17 protein-coding genes are annotated in these 17,589 nt (G+C 57.9%); 8 read left to right on the top strand and 9 right to left on the bottom strand.

Translation table 11 applies throughout. The annotated features are described in order from the left end of the window. Window positions 1–67 precede the first annotated feature (67 nt). Complete coding sequence (locus tag AC2FJC_RS10905; RefSeq protein WP_496739520.1) at window positions 68–799, top strand: response regulator transcription factor; 732 nt, start codon at window positions 68–70, stop codon at window positions 797–799. Further along, entirely contained in the window at window positions 796–2,238 is a 1,443-nt protein-coding gene (locus tag AC2FJC_RS10900) for a sensor histidine kinase (protein ID WP_496739519.1), read from the top strand. The genes AC2FJC_RS10905 and AC2FJC_RS10900 overlap by 4 nt, the downstream gene beginning before the upstream one ends. A gap of 4 nt (window positions 2,239–2,242) precedes the next feature. On the opposite strand, the gene fliP is transcribed toward AC2FJC_RS10900, so the two are convergent. From fliP to fliF, 4 genes are read right to left on the bottom strand one after another with little or no spacing between them, the layout of a single operon-like run. Next, window positions 2,243–2,974, bottom strand: a complete 732-nt coding sequence (gene fliP / locus AC2FJC_RS10895) for a flagellar type III secretion system pore protein FliP (RefSeq protein ID WP_496739518.1) — start codon at window positions 2,972–2,974, stop codon at window positions 2,243–2,245. Further along, entirely contained in the window at window positions 2,974–3,261 is a 288-nt protein-coding gene (locus tag AC2FJC_RS10890) for a FliM/FliN family flagellar motor switch protein (protein ID WP_496739517.1), read from the bottom strand. Before AC2FJC_RS10890 ends, fliP begins: the two co-directional genes overlap by 1 nt. After that, window positions 3,254–3,850 carry a FliH/SctL family protein gene (locus AC2FJC_RS10885; RefSeq protein WP_496739516.1) on the bottom strand — a complete coding sequence of 199 codons (597 nt, stop codon included), beginning with the start codon at window positions 3,848–3,850 and terminating at the stop codon, window positions 3,254–3,256. Before AC2FJC_RS10885 ends, AC2FJC_RS10890 begins: the two co-directional genes overlap by 8 nt. Continuing rightward, the gene (gene fliF, locus AC2FJC_RS10880) at window positions 3,850–5,439 is read right to left on the bottom strand and encodes a flagellar basal-body MS-ring/collar protein FliF (protein ID WP_496739515.1); all 1,590 of its coding nucleotides are present in this window, start codon (window positions 5,437–5,439) and stop codon (window positions 3,850–3,852) included. Before fliF ends, AC2FJC_RS10885 begins: the two co-directional genes overlap by 1 nt. 119 nt (window positions 5,440–5,558) lie before the next feature. Between fliF and AC2FJC_RS10875 the strand changes: the two genes are divergently transcribed. The 5 genes from AC2FJC_RS10875 to AC2FJC_RS10855 are packed head-to-tail and all read left to right on the top strand — an operon-like array spanning window position 5,559 to window position 10,150. Continuing rightward, window positions 5,559–6,056, top strand: coding sequence for a flagellar basal body-associated FliL family protein (locus AC2FJC_RS10875; protein ID WP_496739514.1), 498 nt, complete (start codon window positions 5,559–5,561; stop codon window positions 6,054–6,056). 9 nt (window positions 6,057–6,065) lie between these two features. Then, complete coding sequence (locus AC2FJC_RS10870) at window positions 6,066–6,527, top strand: hypothetical protein (protein WP_496739513.1); 462 nt, start codon at window positions 6,066–6,068, stop codon at window positions 6,525–6,527. Beyond that, window positions 6,524–7,099 carry a MotE family protein gene (locus AC2FJC_RS10865; protein WP_496739512.1) on the top strand — a complete coding sequence of 192 codons (576 nt, stop codon included), beginning with the start codon at window positions 6,524–6,526 and terminating at the stop codon, window positions 7,097–7,099. Before AC2FJC_RS10870 ends, AC2FJC_RS10865 begins: the two co-directional genes overlap by 4 nt. A 46-nt stretch (window positions 7,100–7,145) precedes the next feature. Continuing rightward, on the top strand, window positions 7,146–8,015 hold the full coding sequence (gene motA / locus AC2FJC_RS10860; protein WP_496739511.1) for a flagellar motor stator protein MotA: 870 nt from the start codon (window positions 7,146–7,148) through the stop codon (window positions 8,013–8,015). Then, entirely contained in the window at window positions 8,012–10,150 is a 2,139-nt protein-coding gene (locus tag AC2FJC_RS10855) for a hypothetical protein (protein ID WP_496739510.1), read from the top strand. Before motA ends, AC2FJC_RS10855 begins: the two co-directional genes overlap by 4 nt. A gap of 87 nt (window positions 10,151–10,237) precedes the next feature. Here the strand turns inward: AC2FJC_RS10855 and AC2FJC_RS10850 are convergent, their stop codons facing one another. The 3 genes from AC2FJC_RS10850 to betB form a co-directional block, all read right to left on the bottom strand. Next, entirely contained in the window at window positions 10,238–11,581 is a 1,344-nt protein-coding gene (locus AC2FJC_RS10850; protein WP_496739509.1) for an MmgE/PrpD family protein, read from the bottom strand. After that, on the bottom strand, window positions 11,578–14,022 hold the full coding sequence (locus tag AC2FJC_RS10845) for a GcvT family protein (RefSeq protein ID WP_496739508.1): 2,445 nt from the start codon (window positions 14,020–14,022) through the stop codon (window positions 11,578–11,580). The genes AC2FJC_RS10850 and AC2FJC_RS10845 overlap by 4 nt, the downstream gene beginning before the upstream one ends. A gap of 129 nt (window positions 14,023–14,151) precedes the next feature. Next, window positions 14,152–15,606 (bottom strand): betaine-aldehyde dehydrogenase, encoded by a 1,455-nt coding sequence (gene betB, locus AC2FJC_RS10840; RefSeq protein WP_496739507.1) that lies wholly within the window; start codon window positions 15,604–15,606, stop codon window positions 14,152–14,154. Between the two features lie 163 nt (window positions 15,607–15,769). On the opposite strand from betB, the gene AC2FJC_RS10835 reads away from it, so the two are divergent. Next, window positions 15,770–16,099, top strand: coding sequence for a hypothetical protein (locus AC2FJC_RS10835; protein ID WP_282170153.1), 330 nt, complete (start codon window positions 15,770–15,772; stop codon window positions 16,097–16,099). A gap of 7 nt (window positions 16,100–16,106) precedes the next feature. Here the strand turns inward: AC2FJC_RS10835 and AC2FJC_RS10830 are convergent, their stop codons facing one another. Together AC2FJC_RS10830 and trhO are read right to left on the bottom strand one after the other, a co-directional pair. Then, the gene (locus tag AC2FJC_RS10830) at window positions 16,107–16,607 is read right to left on the bottom strand and encodes a potassium channel family protein (protein WP_058275022.1); all 501 of its coding nucleotides are present in this window, start codon (window positions 16,605–16,607) and stop codon (window positions 16,107–16,109) included. Window positions 16,608–16,683: 76 nt separating this feature from the next. Beyond that, on the bottom strand, window positions 16,684–17,589 hold the full coding sequence (gene trhO, locus AC2FJC_RS10825; protein WP_496739506.1) for an oxygen-dependent tRNA uridine(34) hydroxylase TrhO: 906 nt from the start codon (window positions 17,587–17,589) through the stop codon (window positions 16,684–16,686).

The following is a 17,589-nucleotide window of genomic DNA, read 5'->3' as shown; positions in this document are numbered from 1 at the left end:
ATTGAATCTGTTTCCATTCGTTACAATGGACATCGACAGACGCAGAAGATCGGGAGGTAAAGACAGAGTGAGCATTCCGCGACTGCTGGTGGTGGATGACGACCCAGAGATGCGGTCGATGATGACGCAATTACTGCAGCAAAACGGCTTCATCGCGCTGCCCGCCAGTTCTGAACAGGAAATTCGCGCGCACCTGTCCAACGGGCGGATAGACCTGATCCTGCTGGATGTCATGCTGGGCGACGAAAACGGCATCGACATCTGTGCGCGGCTGCGGCGCGAACAGGATGTGCCAATCATTCTGGTCTCGGCCCTGTCTGCCGACCATCAGCGTATGGCCGGATACGAAGTTGGGGCAGACGACTACATTGCCAAACCGTTCAACCCGCAACTGATGCTTGCCCGCGTCCGGGCAGTGATGCAACGCGCTCGGCGCTCGTCTTCGCTGGCCTATCGACGCCGAACGCGCACTTTCCGATTTGACGGCTGGGTCTATGATGGCAAGCGTGATGATTTACATTCGCCCGAAGGCTATTTGGTCGCGTTGTCACAAAGGGAAACCGCCCTGCTCAAGGTGCTTTTGGCCAATCCGCACATACCGCTGACCCGCGATGAAATCGTCGCAGCGCTGGATGTAACAGGGGACAGTGACAAGTCCGAAGCGCAGGGCCGCGCCATCGACATGCTGGTCGGTCGCTTGCGATCCAAGATCGAAACCAACCCTAAAGATCCGCAAATGCTGCGCACGGAACGCGGGGTCGGCTATATCTTTGCCGCCGACATTTCGGTCGAAGAATGACGCTGCGCCTGCGCAATCTGGGGTGGCTTTGGACCCTTTCGGCCTTTGCCGCCGGTTTGCTGTCTGCAGGGTTATGGTTCGCTTCGGCACGCGCCTGGAACGACTACCTGCTGCAATCTTTCGTGGCAGGGTTCACCGTCTACGAAGAATTGCGAACAGGCATGGCCCCCTCCGAGGGGTTGTCGATAACGCCCTTGCCGCCCCAAGATACGGCCCTTGCCGAAAATGGCGAGTTTCAGCGGTTGCCCGGATTTTCAAACCGCCGCTTCGTCACCAATCTTTCGATCCTAACCGACAGTTCCTCACCGCTGAGCGGGCGTGAGTTAACCGTGGCGATTCTGTCCGACCGGTTGGTTTATCCGGTGTCGGACATTGTGTCAGGCAGTGATCAAACCGGGCCTGAAAAGATGGGAAACTTGACCCGGTTGCTGGCGACATATTGCAGTGAGCCGATCCTGATTGCAAAATTTGGACGCGAGGCCTGGCATCAGGTCGACGGGACTAAGATCTGGGGCTGTCAGGCAGCTCCAATGGATTTGCGTCTGCCCGCAATTCTTATGGGGATCGTCGCAATGGCGGTCATCTTGTCAGCAGTCAGTAACGTCTCAGATACCTTCACCCGGTTTGCCCGCGCGTTGCGCGAACGGCAGCGCCTTGGGGGGCCGGAAAGCTATGAGGCGGATGGCCCGGATGAACTGCGCGATATCGTCTCGGCGGTGAACGCCCATCTTGAGGCCGAGCGCGCGCAGCTTGAAAAGCGGGCGACGGTCTTGTCCGGTGTTAGCCACGATCTGGGTACCCCTGCGACCCGCGTGCGCCTGCGTGCCGCTCTGATCCCCGACGATGAACTGCGCGAAAAGCTCGAGGCGGATGTGGATCAGATGACGGGCATGATCGAAAGTGTCCTGACCTATACGCGATCCGAACTGGATGTTGAGGAACCGCGCCAGATTTCTCTGACCTCTTTGGTCGAGGCTCTGGTCGCCGATTATCAGGACATGGACCTGCCCGTGACGCTGAAAAAGACCGACCCCGTCGCGGTCGATGGGGTTACATCGGTGTTCATGTCCCGGCGCGGACACGGGCAGCTGACCGAAACACGCCGCGTTCTGGTCATGGCGCGGCCCATATCGCTTAGGCGTGCGCTGACCAATTTGATCGACAACGCGTTGAAATATGGTCGACACGCAGAAGTGCAGTTGGCGACCGATGCGACCACCGCGACGATCACGGTCGAAGATAAGGGCACCGATCTGTCCGTAGAGGACATCGAAAACCTCATGGCTCCGTTTCGTCGTGGGTCCAACACCGGATCTTCTGACGGCTATGGTTTGGGCCTGACAATCGCCGCCACCGTGGCCGAACAGCATGGTGGAGAAATGCGCTTTGAGGCCGGCGACTGCGGCCTGCGCGCCTGCCTGCAAATCGCCCGGCAGTAAAAAACTAGGTAGTATAGCTGCGCACAAGCGCGCTGGCGATCAAGGACCAACCGTCGGCGATGACGAAAAACGCCAGTTTGAACGGCAAAGACACTGTGGCTGGCGGAACCATCATCATCCCCATCGACATCAGTACCGCCGCAACCACAAGGTCGATAATCAGAAATGGCAGAAAGACCAGAAACCCGATCTGAAAAGCGCGCGCAATTTCGGACAGCATGAAGGACGGCATCAGGATGGACAGCGGCGCGTCGGGCGACAGCGTTGTGGCATCACCACCGGGGCGCAAGGCGGCCATGGCGTGAAACGTATCGGGGTCCAATCGCGCAGCCATGAAACCGCGAAACGGCTGTAATGCACGCTCTAATGCAGGCTCGACCTCCATCGTTTCATCGACCAACGGCCGAATTCCTGTTGTCCAGGCTTCGGAAAAGACCGGCTCCATGATGAAATAAGTCAGAAACAAAGCCAGACTGACAATCAGCATATTGGGAGGAGATTGCTGCAACCCGATACCCTGGCGCAGGATCGCCAAAACAGTGATCAGAAACGGAAAACAGGTGATCATGATCGCCAATCCCGGAGCCAGGCTGAGCACGGTGATTAACAGGATCAACTGAATCGTTCGCGCAGATATCGAACCGCCCTCGCCCAGCGAGACAGACAACTCCTGCGCCGTGGTCAAAGACGGGGTCAAAACCGCAAACGCGACCGCCAGAATTAGAAATCGGCGCATCAGCCGATACCGTTTTGCAGATCCGCGATTTCAGTCAGTCGCACGGCCAGCTGACCGGCCTGCTCGCCCTCCATCTCCTCTAGCAGACCGCGCGCGACAAGCTGATCACCGACATACAGGTCAACCGGATCCTCGATGCGTTTGTCCAGCATCAGCACGGCGTTTTCCCCCATGTTCAGCAGATCACGGATCAAAGGGCGCGCCCGGCCAACCGATACGGTGACTTCAATCGGAACGGCCACGAACGGGTTAGGCTTCTCGGATTTCGGGGTTTGCGGATCACTCATTGGTCACTGCCTCTTTTGCCTGAAAAACATACGCCTGAAAGGCTTGATCGACCGCAGCAAGCAAGCCGCTGCAATCCACCTCGCGCTGGGAAACCCCGACCTTGAGCCGCGCCTGCCCTACCTCAAGCGTCGGGTCTTCGATCACCTGCACAGGTGATGAAAGCTCGGCGGGGATTAGGTCCTCCACCTCGTTCACACGACCTGAGGGTACGAAGATTTGCATGGGCTGTCCGATCTGCCCGCGCGCCATATCTGTGAGCTGATCGACAAGTCTAACGGCAAACCCTCGGTCCAGCATTTCAGGCAAAACCAGCTGTGTCAGGCTCTGAAACATTGGTTCCAGCGACAGGGCCATCCGGGTAACCGCTTCATGGTAGGTAAAAGACATATCTTCGAGCGATTTGGCCAATCCGGGCGAAACCTGCCCCCGGCTCTGCTCTTGCGCCTGGACCGCGTCTTCCCACCCGGCGCTATAGCCTTGCTCGAACGAGGCCAGCCTTTGTTCCTCTAACGCGTCCTCATCCAGTACGTGCAGCTGTCCGCCGCCGGCCTGTAAAGTGAAATCTTCAAGAAGATGGGCAATCGACATCACACACGCTCCTCACCTTCTTCCAGCCAGCTGCGCAGGATTTCGACCGTTTCTTCCTGCTTGTCGCCGATCATCGCCCTGAGCCGATCCACCGGGTCTGCCCCGGCATCGGTCGCAAGCGCCGGAACGTTCCCAGTGGGCGCCTGCCCCGGCAAGGTGGTGAATTGGCCGCCCTCATCCGTCGCAATTTCGCCGGTCAGGTATGCGTCAGGTTCCTGGGCTGTACCTGCGGGCAACAGCGCCGGAGCAGTTACGGGTTGGGTCAGTATGGGGCGGATGACAAACACCCCAAGTACCAGAGAAACCAGCGCCAACACGGCCATCTGAATCAGCGACATCGCGTCGAAATGCACCTTCTGCCACAGCGAAGCAGTTGCCAGACTGCCCTGCGGCTCGACCGCCGGCAGATCCAGCGATTTCAGTGTAATAACGTCGCCCCGCTCGGCATCATAGCCCACTGCCGAGGCCACAAGCTCTTGCAGTGCATCCATCTCGGCCTGCGGCATCGGCGTGAATGTTTCACTGCCGTTTGCGTCCTCGGATCGCGTTCCGTTTACCAAAACAGCAACCGTCAGTCGCTTGATCGCGCCTGGACCGTTGTGAACCTCTAGCTCGGTTTCGGAAACCTCGTAGTTGACCCGTTCTCGGATCTGGGTTGCATTCGAATTGGATTCGTCCCCGCCCGCGCCATCACCGTCCGGCAGGTTCGATGCAACCGTCACATCCCCGGATTGGTTGCGGGCACTGTCCGAACGCTCTTCGACATCGGTGCTGATGGCCACACGTCCATTGGGATCGAAACGCCGCTCGCGGATTGATTCTGTCTTGGTAACCGTATCGACACTCACCTCGACGACAGCATTTCCAGCTCCGACCCGGGCTTCGACCAGACGCAGAACCCGCTCGCGCAGCTGGCGCGATTTATCGTCAGCGGTATCTGCGGACACCGGGTTGTCCTGTGCCCCGATCACTGCGCCATTCGAATCGATGACGGTGACGTTCTCGGGCGCCAGTCCGCTGACTGCGGACGACACAAGAAACCGGATCGCCTTTGCCTGATCCGACGTGATGTCCGTGCCCGACGCGACCAGATAGATCGATGCGGTTGGTGCAACACTGCGCTGGAACGGATTGGCTGAACCGTTGGCAATATGCACACGTGCCTGGCTGATATGGGGGCTGCCGACAATGGTTCTGGCCAACTCTCCTTCTTTGGCGCGCCAATATGCGGCGTCAAACATCTGCGATGTTGTGCCAAACCCGCTGAGCGAATCTAGCAGCTCGTAGCCCCGGTTTCCCGTTGCAGGCAGGCCTTCGCTGGCCAGGGTCAGGCGCAATTCATCCCGTTGTGATCCCGGCACATAGATTGAACCACCGCGAATCTCATACTGCACACCGCGCTGATCCAATGAACGGACAATATCCCCTGCAGCGCCGCTTTCTAAACCGGCGTAAAGCAGGGTCATCGACGGTGTTGTCACCAGACGCGACATCGCCAGGATCCCCAGAAACATCAGCACGACTGCACCCGCGACAATGATTTGTTTACGCCTGTCCAAACTTGTCCAGACAGTTCCGATCTGCTGCACGATCACCTCCGACTCGCCGACATTCTGTGCGACGCATCCCTTGTTTGGACGATTGCCCTTAACAATCGGTTAGTCCCTGTCGGGTTATGACGATTGCAGATTGTAGGAATGAGGACGTCATGACCGACGCGACTGCAGAACAGGCAGAAGTCCCGGAAAAATCTGGGAAAAAGGGAATGATAATAGGCGCGATTCTGGCGATAACCGGTGCTGCGGGCGGGTATTTCCTGACCACCTCGGGCCTGTTGCCGATAGGAGGAAAACCCGTTTTACAAACCGCCGAGGACGCAGAGGAAAGCAAGCCTGCCAAGGCTCTGCCAAAGGTCGGTTTCGTTGACCTTGCCCCAGTCGTCGTTTCGGTAAACACAAGCGATTCGCGACATCTGAAGTTTCATGCCCAGCTCGAGGTGAACGCGCCGTACATGGCGGATGTGGAAAAGATGAAACCGCGAATCATGGACGTGCTGAACGGATATCTACGCGCGATTGAGGTAATGGATCTTGAGGATTCGCTCGCGCTCATGCGCATCCGCGGACACCTGTTGCGGCGTATCGAAATCGTCGTCGGTGAAGGCCGTGTGCGCGATGTTCTCGTCATGGAATTCGTACTGAACTAGGAGGCGAAGTTGGAGCTGATTGCAGATATTTTGCTGGTGGCGGGTGCCTTGGGTGCGGGTCTTTATTGTTTCGTCCTGTCCAGGCGGTTGAAACGCTTTACCGACCTTGAAAAAGGCGTCGGTGGTGCGGTGGCCGTGCTGTCTTCGCAAGCGGAAGAGTTGAAAAAGTCACTGGAGGCCGCGCGGGAAGCCTCGGATCAGTCTGGCGTCGTTCTTAAGGAACTGACCGAGCGCGCCGAAACAGTGGCGCAGCGGCTTGAGTTGATGATGGCCTCGATGCATGACGTAGTGCCGGACGATGATGAGGCGACCGAGATCCCTACACCAGAGCCTGAGCCGGTTGCTTCCGAAGAACAGTCCCAAGCCACTTCAGTGCCCGTCATTGAAGAAGACGCGCCGGCCGAAACTCAGGTCAAACGTCCGGGTGGCTTGATGTTCCTACGTCACAGCCGCAGCGAGGCCGCGACATGAGGCGGAAGCGGGCGGAAAATCGCCCCAAAGGCGGCGTTCTTGCGGTGATCGCGATGCTTATGATCGGTTCCGCCGCGATCAGAATAGGATTCGAGGCCGGCCCCGCGCTGGCTAAAGGATCCGATCCCGCCCCATCGCTGGCGAGGAGCAGCCAAGCCGAACAGCCCGGTGCACAAGAATTGTTGACTGAATTACTACGCCGCGAAGACGCGCTCAAAAAACGAGAGGCCGCTTTGCAAGACAAAGAAAAGGCGCTGGATATCGCGGATCAGGCGATTGAAACGCGCCTGGCTGCCTTGCAGGAGGCAGAAGAGTCGCTGCGACAGACACTGGCCTTTGCCGAAAAAGCCGCCGAGACCGATCTGACGCGCCTGACGGATGTGTATCAGAGCATGAAGCCCAAGGACGCAGCCGCCCTGTTCGAAACCATGGACCCCGGCTTTGCGGCTGGCTTTCTGTCGCGGATGCCGCCTGACGCAGCAGCAGGTGTTCTGGCCGGTCTCAGCCCCGAAGCCGCCTATACGATCAGTGTGATCATGGCCGGTCGCAATGCTGCGGCTCCGCAGGAGTAGCGCACATGTACTTTACCCCCGCATCTGACATTGCAGGAGACCGCTCATGATCGGAATCATCGGAATCGTTGTCATTTTCGCCATGGTGTTTGGCGGTTATCTTGCCGCCGGGGGCAAGATGACGATCATTATGAAATCGCTCCCTTTCGAGATGATGATGATCGGCGGCGCGGCTGTTGGCGCATTCATGATCAGCAACGACTTGAGCGCGGTCAAACATACGATCAAGGACATGGGTAAAGTTTTCAAAGGCCCGAAATGGAAACCCGAAGACTACCGCGATCTGTTGTGCCTTTTGTTTTCTCTGATCCGCATCGCCAAGGCCAATCCGGTCGAAGTGGAACAGCACATCGAAGACCCCGAGAACTCGACCCTGTTCTCGGCCTATCCGAAGATTCAAAAGGACAAGGAAGCTGTCGATCTGATCTGCGACACCATGCGATCCGCGTCGATGAATTACGACGATCCACATCAAGTTGAAGAAGTGCTGGAAAAACGGATGGAGACCAATTTTCACCACGCCATGCATTCCAGCCACGCGCTGCAAACCGTCGCCGATGGTTTGCCCGCACTTGGGATCGTGGCCGCCGTTTTGGGCGTAATCAAGACGATGGGGTCTATCGACCAGCCACCCGAAGTGCTGGGTAAACTGATCGGTGGCGCTTTGGTCGGGACATTCCTGGGCGTGTTTCTGGCCTATGGGCTGGTTGGCCCGTTCGCGGGCAAGCTGAAAGCGGTGGTCGAAGAGGACAACCATTTTTATCAGCTGATCAAAGAGGTTCTGGTCGCCAACCTGCACAACCATAACGCAGCCATGTGCATTGAAGTTGGCCGCCAGAACACGCCGACACATAACCGACCCGGATTTTCTGAGCTGGAAGATGCGTTGAAGGAACTCAAACGGGCAGCGGCATGATCCGGACAGTTTTTCTTGCTTTGGCGCTAACCGCCGCGGCAGCGCAGGTTCAAGCACAAAATGTGCAGGTACGCTCGGGCGAACATGATGGGTATACGCGGCTGGTCGCACAGGTTCCACCGGGCACTAAATGGATGCTGTCGCACAAGAAAAATGGTGCCCGTCTGAGTGTCCAACTGGAAAAGGTAAACTTCGACACAGCAGCCGTGTTCCGGCGTCTGACGCAAAACCGCTTGGCCGCGATCTCTCAGTCCGAACCCGGCGCGGCGCTTGATATGCAATTTGGCTGCGACTGTGTTGCCAATGCCTTTCTGTTCAAGGGCACGATGATCGTGGTGGATATTGCACCAGGCTCGGCGCCACCCACAATCAGCACTGATGTACCGTCGCCTGTTTTGCCCAAAGCGTCCAAAGAGAAAGACCCGTTGGTTGCGCGAAATCTGCAGAGTCTCGAATTGCCACTGCTAAGCCTGAACACAAAACGATTTGAAGAACAGCTCTCTACCCTGCTACTGCGCGGTTCTGACCGGGAAGTCGTTGATTTGAGGCTTGCTCCAGTCGGACCACGGATGTCGGTTCCCAAGAACGATCCCTTTAGTCCCTCAAACCTTAATGCCAATATTCATGTGACATCCGTTCTGGACGGCTTGAATGAACTTTTGGGGCCATCCCTGCCACAGCTTGAGCAACGCCCACCCTGCATTTCAAGCGCTGAGCTTGGGTTTGACCGTTGGTCTGGGGCAACTCCCTTTCCGGAACAGGTGGCTTCGTTGCGCGCCGCTTTGTTCAAAGAATTCGATCATCTCGACAAAGATGAAACGCTGAAGCTGGCGCAGCTATACGCCTATTTCGGGTTCGGCGCAGAGGCTCTTCGGACGCTTGAATTGCTTGGGCGGCATGCGCCGGACACAGATCGGGTTGCCGCCATAGCCCGGTACATTGATGGCGCACAGCCGTCCCATCCGAACCCGTTTACCAGTCTTCAGCGGTGTGAAAGCGACGCCGCGCTTTGGGCTCTTTTGATCGAAGGAGTGCTGCAGGAAGAGGCCCATTTGCAATCGATCGAACAGTCTTTTGCGCGCTTGCCCGCCCATCTGCGCCGTCATGTTGGGCCGACATTGGCGGAAATTCTGACAGATGCTGGGAAACTTGAACCAGCAAGGCGCGTGTTGCGCGCGGTCGGCCGCGTTGCGACTGAGGACAGCGCCGATACGTCCCAAGCCAAGGCCAAGGTCGCGGCTGCCGAAGGCGACGGCCCGAAGTCAGAAGCTCTGTTGAACGAGATCATCGCCGCGTCTAGTGCAGAGTTGGAGGCACCGCTTGCGCTTGCGCGACTGGTCGACAAACGATGGTCGGAACGTGGGGCAATATCTCCGCAAGAACTTGATCTTGCGGCCTCTTACGTCGTGGAGTTTCGCCGGTCTGAAATCGGGCCGCGCATGCTGCAAACACAGATCGTTGCGTTAAGCTTAAGCCATGAGTTCGACATGGCGATGGATCTGCTGAGCGCCCAAGTTACACAGGCCAATGCCATCGAAACGTTGAACCGCGTCGCCCAAATCCTGACCGAACGCGCCGACGACGCGACATTCCTTAGACGGGTCGTTACCCTGACACCCGAGCAGAAACTGGCGCTAGTCACAGACACAAGCGTGGCGATGGCCGAGCGTTTGGTCACTCTTGGTTTTGCGGACGCGGCGCTGGAGTTGGCCAGCCGGCCACAGGACAAGGCCCGACGCGCAGAAAGGGCACGGTTACGCGCGCGCGCTGCCTTACTGCAACGCCGACCACATCAAGCGATGTTGGAGCTGGCCGACGATCCATCAGACGCGGCCCAGCTTTTGCGAGGGCAAGCATTGCAGATGACGGACGATTACGTGGCAGCTGGTCAGCTTTTGCGGGCTGTGGGTGCAGACGAAAAAGCCGATCGGTTCTTTTGGTTGGCCGATCATCCGGAAACGGTCGAGCCCGAACGCGACACAAAGTTCCTCGCAGTTCAGCAAACAACGCGGCTCCTGTCCGTGCCGCCAATACGAATGCAGGACAAACCCTTAGCTGACGCGAAGGGCTTGTTGGATGACAGCGCAAAAACACGCCAGCACATTCTGGATTTGCTTGCGGAGGTGGACCAATAGCGGATCAGGTCAGCGCCACCTGCATTCACGGTTTGTCTTTCAATAGGTGCCCACTGAGCGTCTGCCCGCAGCCCGCACCGGCCGCTTTTACGGATCAAAGACCAACGGCATCAGGTCCGACAATCTGGATGTAGGTTCGACCCAACCCAATATGGCCGCGCGGATCGCGTCCGCGCGGTCTGAACCGACAATTGGCGCGGCAAACTCGGTGTACTTGGCGATCACATCTCCTCTGCTGAGCGGGGCCTCCGGCCCTCCGCGCGCGTGAGTGTCGCCGGATTCGAACACACGCCCATCGGTCGATTTCAAGGTGACATCGGCCCACCGCCCCTGCGGGAAGCGTACACTGTGGCGCGCATCTTCCAGAACGTGAATACGCGACACCAACTCTGCCACTGCCGGATCAGACAGACCCGCACCCGAGATATGTTCGACTCCGATCCGACCATGGATCGCCTGAACCGCCACAGCAAAAGGCAGAGAATACTGGGCCTGAGACGTGGTATCAGGCATCCCTGCGTACAGGCAGGCCGCTTCATGAAAACTGTTGATATGGATGGATCGGATCTGGTCGTGGGCCAGGTCATTCTCCATCATCACTGCCCGAACGCCGTCAATGGCTGCATGGGCCCAGCGACATATCGGATAGGGTTTTACGTATTGGTGTTCGACCTGCCAGAACTGACCCAAATCATCCCAAAACGACGCAACATCAGCATCTTCGATTGTGATGGCCGGGGCGCCCGTGAAACCACGTTCGGCCAGGATCGCAGATGATATACCAACCATCGCGCCCCAACCCGATCCGTCATGCAGCATCGTCGGATTTGCAATCTCGCGCATCATCTGGCTTCGGGGGCCGTGGTATTCCGCGATTCCCAATGCTTGTCGAAACTGGTCGGGCGTATGCTTGCGCATGCGCGCGGCCATGGCCACCACACCCAGTGCGTTCCACGCGCCGGACGTGTGATAATCGCTGACCGATGCGTGCAGCGACAGCCCCGCACGTCCCGCAATTTCATATCCTGTGACGACGGCAGCCAGGGCTTCGGGGCCGGACAAGTCAGGGCAAGGCGCACCAAGTGAAACCAACGCAGGCAGGACGACGACACCGATATGCCCCTTAGTCGGGTTGTAGCCGTCATGCCCGTCCAAATTGTCGGTTTGCGTGGCTGCTGCGTAGGCAGCGCCCGCCATGCTGACGGGGCGGCCGTCAAACATCATCGGAACGCTGAATGCCGCATCAGTGCTTGCATAGAGCAGCGCGGCAGTATCGCGTGCGATCACGCCGGCCTCCATCGGGCCGGAGGCGATCAGGATGCCCATTGTGTCCAGCATCATCAGGGCGGCGGCCTCTTTCGCGCTGTCAGGCATTTCCTGCGCTGAAAGGTTCAGGGCAAAATCCGTGACCCGATCAAGCGTGCCGGTCATTTGGCTGCCTCCATCACCTTGGATGGGACATCGCGCAGCCGGAGACCCGATGGATCAAAGGGCGGTTCGGCCAAAACTCTGGCTTTATGCGGTTTGCCGAGGATGAAGATTTCCACCATGTCCCCCGGCTGTACGACTGCCGGATTTGCATAACCGATGGCCAGGGATTTGCCGACTGAATAGCCATAGGCCCCTGACGTCACACGTCCGACCGGTGCGCCATCTGGTGTAAAAATAGGTTCGCCACCGGACGCGTCGGCATCCGTCGCCTCGACCTCAAAAATCGACAGAACCTCGCGCGCGGCGTTGTCCTTGATCTGCAGATAGGCGTCTTTGTGCAGGAAGTCCTTATCCAGCTTGATCAGACCCGCTAGCCCGACTTCCTGCGGCCAGTATTCCTGAGAATACTCGCGGCCCCACGAGCCATAGCCCTTCTCGATCCGCAGTGACCCCAACGCGCGGCCGCCCACTGGACCACCGTCGCACTCCTTCGCAGCCTCAAGAAGTGCGGAATAGAGCCTGATTTGATCTACTTCCGCGCAGTGCAACTCCCACCCCAAATCGCCGGTAAAGCTGACGCGGATGGCAAGGCAGGTGACGCCCGCCACCTCGATCGTTTGTGAGCGCATAAAACGGAACGCTTCGTTCGACAGGTCGGCATTTGTCAGTCGTTGCAACAGGTCACGCGACTTGGGACCCGCTACATTGAAACCCGCGATGCGATCTGTTGCCACTTCGAGTGATGTGCCGTCGGGCAGGTCGACCATGTTGAAGAACCGCTGATGATAGCGCTCGGCCATACCCGAGCCGATCATCATGTATTCGTCCTCGGCCACCTTGGTGATGGTGAAATCCCCGGCAACGCCGCCCCGGACTGAGATCAGCGGTGTCAGGCACGACCGCCCAATCTCGGTCGGCACCCTATTCGCGACCAAACGGTCCAGCCACTCATAGGCACCCGAGCCCTTAATGACGTAGTTGGCAAAGTTCGAGATGTCGATCACACCGACATTCTCGCGCAGCACTCTGACCTCTCGCCCGACCGATTCCCACCAGTTCTGGCGCGTGAACCCGTTTGTCTCGGTGGTGCCGGGCTGATCCGCAAACCAGAGCGGGTGTTCCCAGCCGCAGTTCAGACCAAAGACGCAGCCCATGTCCTTTTGCATCTCATACGCCGGGCGCACGCGGGCCGGGCGGCCAGCGCTGCGTTCCTCGTTTGGGAAATGGATGGCGAAACGGTGAGTATACTGGTCTTCAACCCGCGCCTTGGTGAATTTCTTGTCCGCCCAGTCGCCAAACCGGGCGAGATCCCAGGCGAACATGTCGTATTGCGGCTCGCCCTCGATCATCCATTGCGCCGCCAGCAAACCCAAACCACCCGACTGCGAAAAGCCCGGGATCAGACCACCGCAGAGGAAATAATTCTTCAGCTCGGGAACCGGACCCCACAGGGCGGAACTGTCCGGGGACCAGATCATTGGGCCGTTGATAACCCGTTTCACGCCAGCCGTCGCCGCCGCGGGCACACGTTCGGTTGCGCGGATCACGTTCTCCATAATCCGGTCCAGATCGTCGGGGAACAGATCATGGGCAAAGTCCAGCGGCGTGCCCTCTTCGGCCCAGAACTTCATGTCCTTTTCATAGGCCCCGATCAGCAGCCCGTTGCCTTCCTGTCGGAAGTAGTACTCACCGTCCCGATCGGCGATCGACGGTAAACGGCGACACAGGTTGGCAACCTCATCAATGGAATCGGTTACGAAATATTGGTGTTCGGTCGGTTGCAGCGGCAGGTTCAAACCCGCCAATGCCGCTACTTCGCGGCCCCAAAGGCCTGCGGCATTCACAACCCATTGCGTATGGATGTCGCCCTTTTCGGTACGCACGATCCATGACCCATCTGGCTGCTGATCAGTGCCTAACACGGGGCAAAACCGCTCAATCGTTGCACCCATGGCGCGTGCGCCGGCGGCATAGGCGTGCGGCACGCCTGAGGGATCCACGTTGCCGCCTTCGGGTTCAAACATAATGCAGCGGATATCGTCGAACCGCGCCAGCGGGTGAAGCTCCATCGCCTGTTCGCGACTGACCTCGTAGAAATTCAGGCCATAGAACCGGGCTTTTGCTTCCTGCAGTCGCAATTGGTGCTCGCGATCTTCGGTCTGAGCCAGATACAGGGAACCGGGCTGAAAAACGCCGCAGCTCTGGCCGGTTTCCTGCTCCAGCTCTTTATACAAGTTCATCGTGTAATGCTGGATGCGGGTGATATTGTTGTTGTCGTGCAGCCCGTGGATATTGGCCGCCGCGTGCCAGGTTGATCCGCTGGTCAGTTCATCCCGTTCAAGCAGGACAACGTCCCGCCAACCAAGCTTGGCCAAATGGTACAGGATAGAACAGCCTGCCAATCCTCCGCCGATGACCACGGCCTGCGCATGCGTTTTCATGAACTTGATCTCCCGCCGACGATGCCGGAAACGACACCCTTTGGAGGAAGTCAGCCACATGTCGTATGTGGCTTATGCTCTGTTCCCGACGCGAAATGTCGGGAACAGAGCTTGAATGGCCGGTTTTGATCAGTAAGGCGCTTCGACGTCGTTCATCGAAACATAGACCGTCTTCATCTCGCTGAAGTGGTTGATCGCCAGTTTCGAGTTCTCGCGCCCGACGCCCGACATTTTGGACCCACCGAACGGGGCCTCGACTGGAGCCAGATTATAGGTGTTGATATAGCAGGTGCCCGCCTCGAACCCGGCCACAATGCGGTGCGCGCGGGTCAGGTCGTTGGTGAAGACACCGGCTGCCAATCCAAACTCGGTGTCGTTGGCGCGGGCCATCACCTCTTCTTCGGTATCGAAATCCAGCACAGACATGACCGGACCAAAGATCTCTTCGCGCGCGATGGCCATATCGTCCGTCACATCCGCAAACACTGTGGGCTGCATGTAGAAGCCGTCACCGTCGATCCGCTCACCGCCAAATACCAGACGTGCACCTTCGGCTTTGCCCTTTTCAACATAGCTCAGCGCGATGTTCATCTGGTTTTCACTGACCATCGGGCCAAAGTTGACGTCCTCATCCAGCGGATCACCGATTCTTGCAGTCGCCAAACGTTCAGAGAGTCGCTTGAGGAATGCCTCTTTGACGCCTTTCTGCACAAAGACACGGGTGCCGTTCGAACAGACCTGACCCGAGGAATAGAAGTTGCCCAGGATCGCACCGGACACCGCGTTTTCAATATCCGCGTCATCGAACACAATCATCGGGGACTTTCCACCCAGCTCCATCGTCACATGCTTCATGCCGTCGGCGGCCGCGGCATAGACCTTGCGACCGGTCGGCACGGACCCGGTTAGCGAAACCTTGGCCACGCGCAGATCCGTCACAAGCGATGCGCCAACATCGCCATAGCCCTGAACCACGTTATAGACGCCCTTAGGCGCGCCCGCCTCGATCAAGATCTCGGCCACCTGCAGCGCCGACAGGGGCGTGGTCTCGGACGGTTTGAAGACCATCGTGTTGCCACAGGCCAGTGCCGGGGCCCCTTTCCAGCAAGCGATCTGGGTCGGGTAGTTCCATGCGCCGATACCGACGCAAACGCCCAGCGCCTCGCGGATGGTGTAGACAAAGTCTCCGCCGCCCAGCGGGATATGCTCACCCGTCAATGACGCAGCCAGCCCCCCAAAATACTCCAACGCATCCGCACCCGATGTGGCGTCGGCCACCAGGGTTTCCTGCAAGGGTTTACCGGTGTCGTGGGTTTCGAGGATCGAAAGCGCGCGATTGCGGTCACGCATGATGTCAGATGCCCGTCTCAGGATGCGACCACGCTCGGTCCCGGACATTGCCGCCCACTCTGCCTGAGCGTTTTTGGCACTTGTTAGAGCCTGATTAACAATATCCGGCGTGGCAGAGTGCAGCCGGGCGATGATTTCACCGGTGGCCGGGTAGATCACGTCGATAGGGGCGCCGTTGGTATCTTCAAAATATGCGCCGTTGATGAAATGGCTCGCTTTGGGCTGAAACTTCATGCCGATTTCCTTCTTAGAAGTCCTTTCTTTCGCAATATATTTTATTGATTGACCAGTCAATAAAAGCAATTCACGGCGGACTCCCGCTGATGTGAATCGGCTCCCTCTTGAATAAAAAGCTTAATGTTCCATTTATGTTCTACATAGTCAGAGGAACAATCCGATGTCTTACCACGCCCGCAACCCGGCCATGGATGGCCCATCAAACGACTATCACCTGTTGCCCGTCACAGACCGGCAAATGCGATACGCTCGTGCAATTGCCCAGCAGTCGGCCTTGGAAATCCCGGTCGAGGCACAACGGGATCGCAAGTCGATGTCTGCCTGGATTTCGGCGCACAAGCCAACCGATCCATCGCCCTTTGCGGACTATCCAACCGGTAAGCAGGTTGCCTTTGCCGAACGCATTTCCCGTAGCAAGCGCAGGCCTATCCCGTCCGAGTGTTTCCGCGACAAACAGATGATGTCCCGCTGGATTGATCAGAACAAATGATGGCCGTCTAATGTTTATGGTGGCGGGTATAGAGCGCAACCGTAGCAGCAACAAACATACCCAAGAGGATGTAGCCGGTAACAGCCTCAGCGACGGCCAGCCCGCGACATAAACCTGTTGGGATCATGTCGCCATATCCCACAGTGGTGAAGGTGACGTATGAAAAATACAGGAAATCGGCTGGAGCATCTGCACCGACCACGCAATTGTCGGCGTAGCCGAAAGCGCCATACGCCGCCGCGAACAAGAACGGCACGACCTGAATGAAGGACACACCCATCAGAAACAAGCGTCGATGCGGCAGTTTCACCTGTGTCATGTAGTACCAGGATTGCGATGCGACCCAAACCACCAGGCAGACCGACACAATAGTACCAATGGTTTCGCCTGCGGCCGCCTCACTTAGGCGCGACAGACCATACCACGCGAAAAAACTGGCAATAACCAGTCCGACCGCTGCGATAAGCGTCGATTTCCACTCTTCCAGTGTTGTAGGTTCGCGGTGCATAAAACCTCCGATGACCTAGGTTTTTCCGCGATCATCAGGGTTCCGGCCTGTACCCGCAACCCAAATCATTCGCCTGTCATTCAGCGCCCAGATGCTCTTGCCCGCGCTGACGCGACAACAGGATCTGTTTCTGACGTTCCCTGAAACGCGTCTTGTCCGCATCCGAAGTCTCATTGATGCACCGATGGCAGGACACGCCGTGCTCGTATTCCGCGCGCTTCATATCCTCTGGCAGAATCGGGCGGCGGCAGCCGTGGCACAGGTTGTGTGGTCCTTCGACCAACCCATGTCCGATCGAGACGCGATTATCGAAAACAAAGCACTCACCCTGCCAGCTGCTGTCCTCGGCGGGCATCTCTTCGAGATACCGCAGGATGCCGCCTTTCAGGTGGTACACATCCTCGACCCCCTGCCCCAACAGGTAGTTGGTGGATTTCTCACAACGGATGCCGCCGGTGCAGAACATGGCAACCCGCTTGTTGTGAAAGCGGTCTTTGTTTTCTTCCCACCAGGCCGGGAAATCACGAAAACTGGCTGTTTCAGGGTCTATTGCGCCCTCAAAAGTACCAATCGCCACTTCGTAATCGTTGCGAGTGTCGATCACGACCACGTCGTCAGAGCGGATCAGATCATTCCAGTCTTCAGGCTCGACATAATTGCCGACGCGGGCACACGGATCGACGTCCGGCTGGCCCATGGTCACGATCTCTTTTTTCAGACGCACCTTCATTTTGCCAAAGGGCGGGTGATCGGATGTGGCCTCTTTCCACTCAAGATCCGCACAACCGGGCAAAGCCTTGATATGGGCCAGCACCGCATCGATCCCGCCACGCGGGCCTGCGATGGTTCCGTTGATCCCTTCGGCAGCCAGCAACAAGGTGCCCTTGACTGACTGCGCGCGACAAAGGTCCAGCAGCGGGTCGCGCAGGGACACGTGATCCGAAAAACGGGTGAAGTGATAGAGAGCAGCGATCGTATACAT

The sequence above is a fragment of the Ruegeria sp. CDSB117 genome (assembly GCF_059611005.1).
This window is presented reverse-complemented; position numbering and strand designations above follow the sequence as displayed.

Coding starts and splice junctions, on each gene's coding strand:
- AC2FJC_RS10900 (WP_496739519.1), top strand. CDS start 796: ATGACGCTGCGCCTGCGCAATCTGGGGTGGCTTTGGACCCTTTCGGCC.
- fliP (WP_496739518.1), bottom strand. CDS start 2,974: ATGCGCCGATTTCTAATTCTGGCGGTCGCGTTTGCGGTTTTGACCCCG.
- AC2FJC_RS10890 (WP_496739517.1), bottom strand. CDS start 3,261: ATGAGTGATCCGCAAACCCCGAAATCCGAGAAGCCTAACCCGTTCGTG.
- AC2FJC_RS10885 (WP_496739516.1), bottom strand. CDS start 3,850: ATGTCGATTGCCCATCTTCTTGAAGATTTCACTTTACAGGCCGGCGGC.
- AC2FJC_RS10875 (WP_496739514.1), top strand. CDS start 5,559: ATGACCGACGCGACTGCAGAACAGGCAGAAGTCCCGGAAAAATCTGGG.
- AC2FJC_RS10865 (WP_496739512.1), top strand. CDS start 6,524: ATGAGGCGGAAGCGGGCGGAAAATCGCCCCAAAGGCGGCGTTCTTGCG.
- motA (WP_496739511.1), top strand. CDS start 7,146: ATGATCGGAATCATCGGAATCGTTGTCATTTTCGCCATGGTGTTTGGC.
- AC2FJC_RS10855 (WP_496739510.1), top strand. CDS start 8,012: ATGATCCGGACAGTTTTTCTTGCTTTGGCGCTAACCGCCGCGGCAGCG.
- AC2FJC_RS10850 (WP_496739509.1), bottom strand. CDS start 11,581: ATGACCGGCACGCTTGATCGGGTCACGGATTTTGCCCTGAACCTTTCA.
- AC2FJC_RS10845 (WP_496739508.1), bottom strand. CDS start 14,022: ATGAAAACGCATGCGCAGGCCGTGGTCATCGGCGGAGGATTGGCAGGC.
- betB (WP_496739507.1), bottom strand. CDS start 15,606: ATGAAGTTTCAGCCCAAAGCGAGCCATTTCATCAACGGCGCATATTTT.
- AC2FJC_RS10835 (WP_282170153.1), top strand. CDS start 15,770: ATGTCTTACCACGCCCGCAACCCGGCCATGGATGGCCCATCAAACGAC.
- AC2FJC_RS10830 (WP_058275022.1), bottom strand. CDS start 16,607: ATGCACCGCGAACCTACAACACTGGAAGAGTGGAAATCGACGCTTATC.
- trhO (WP_496739506.1), bottom strand. CDS start 17,589: ATGTATACGATCGCTGCTCTCTATCACTTCACCCGTTTTTCGGATCAC.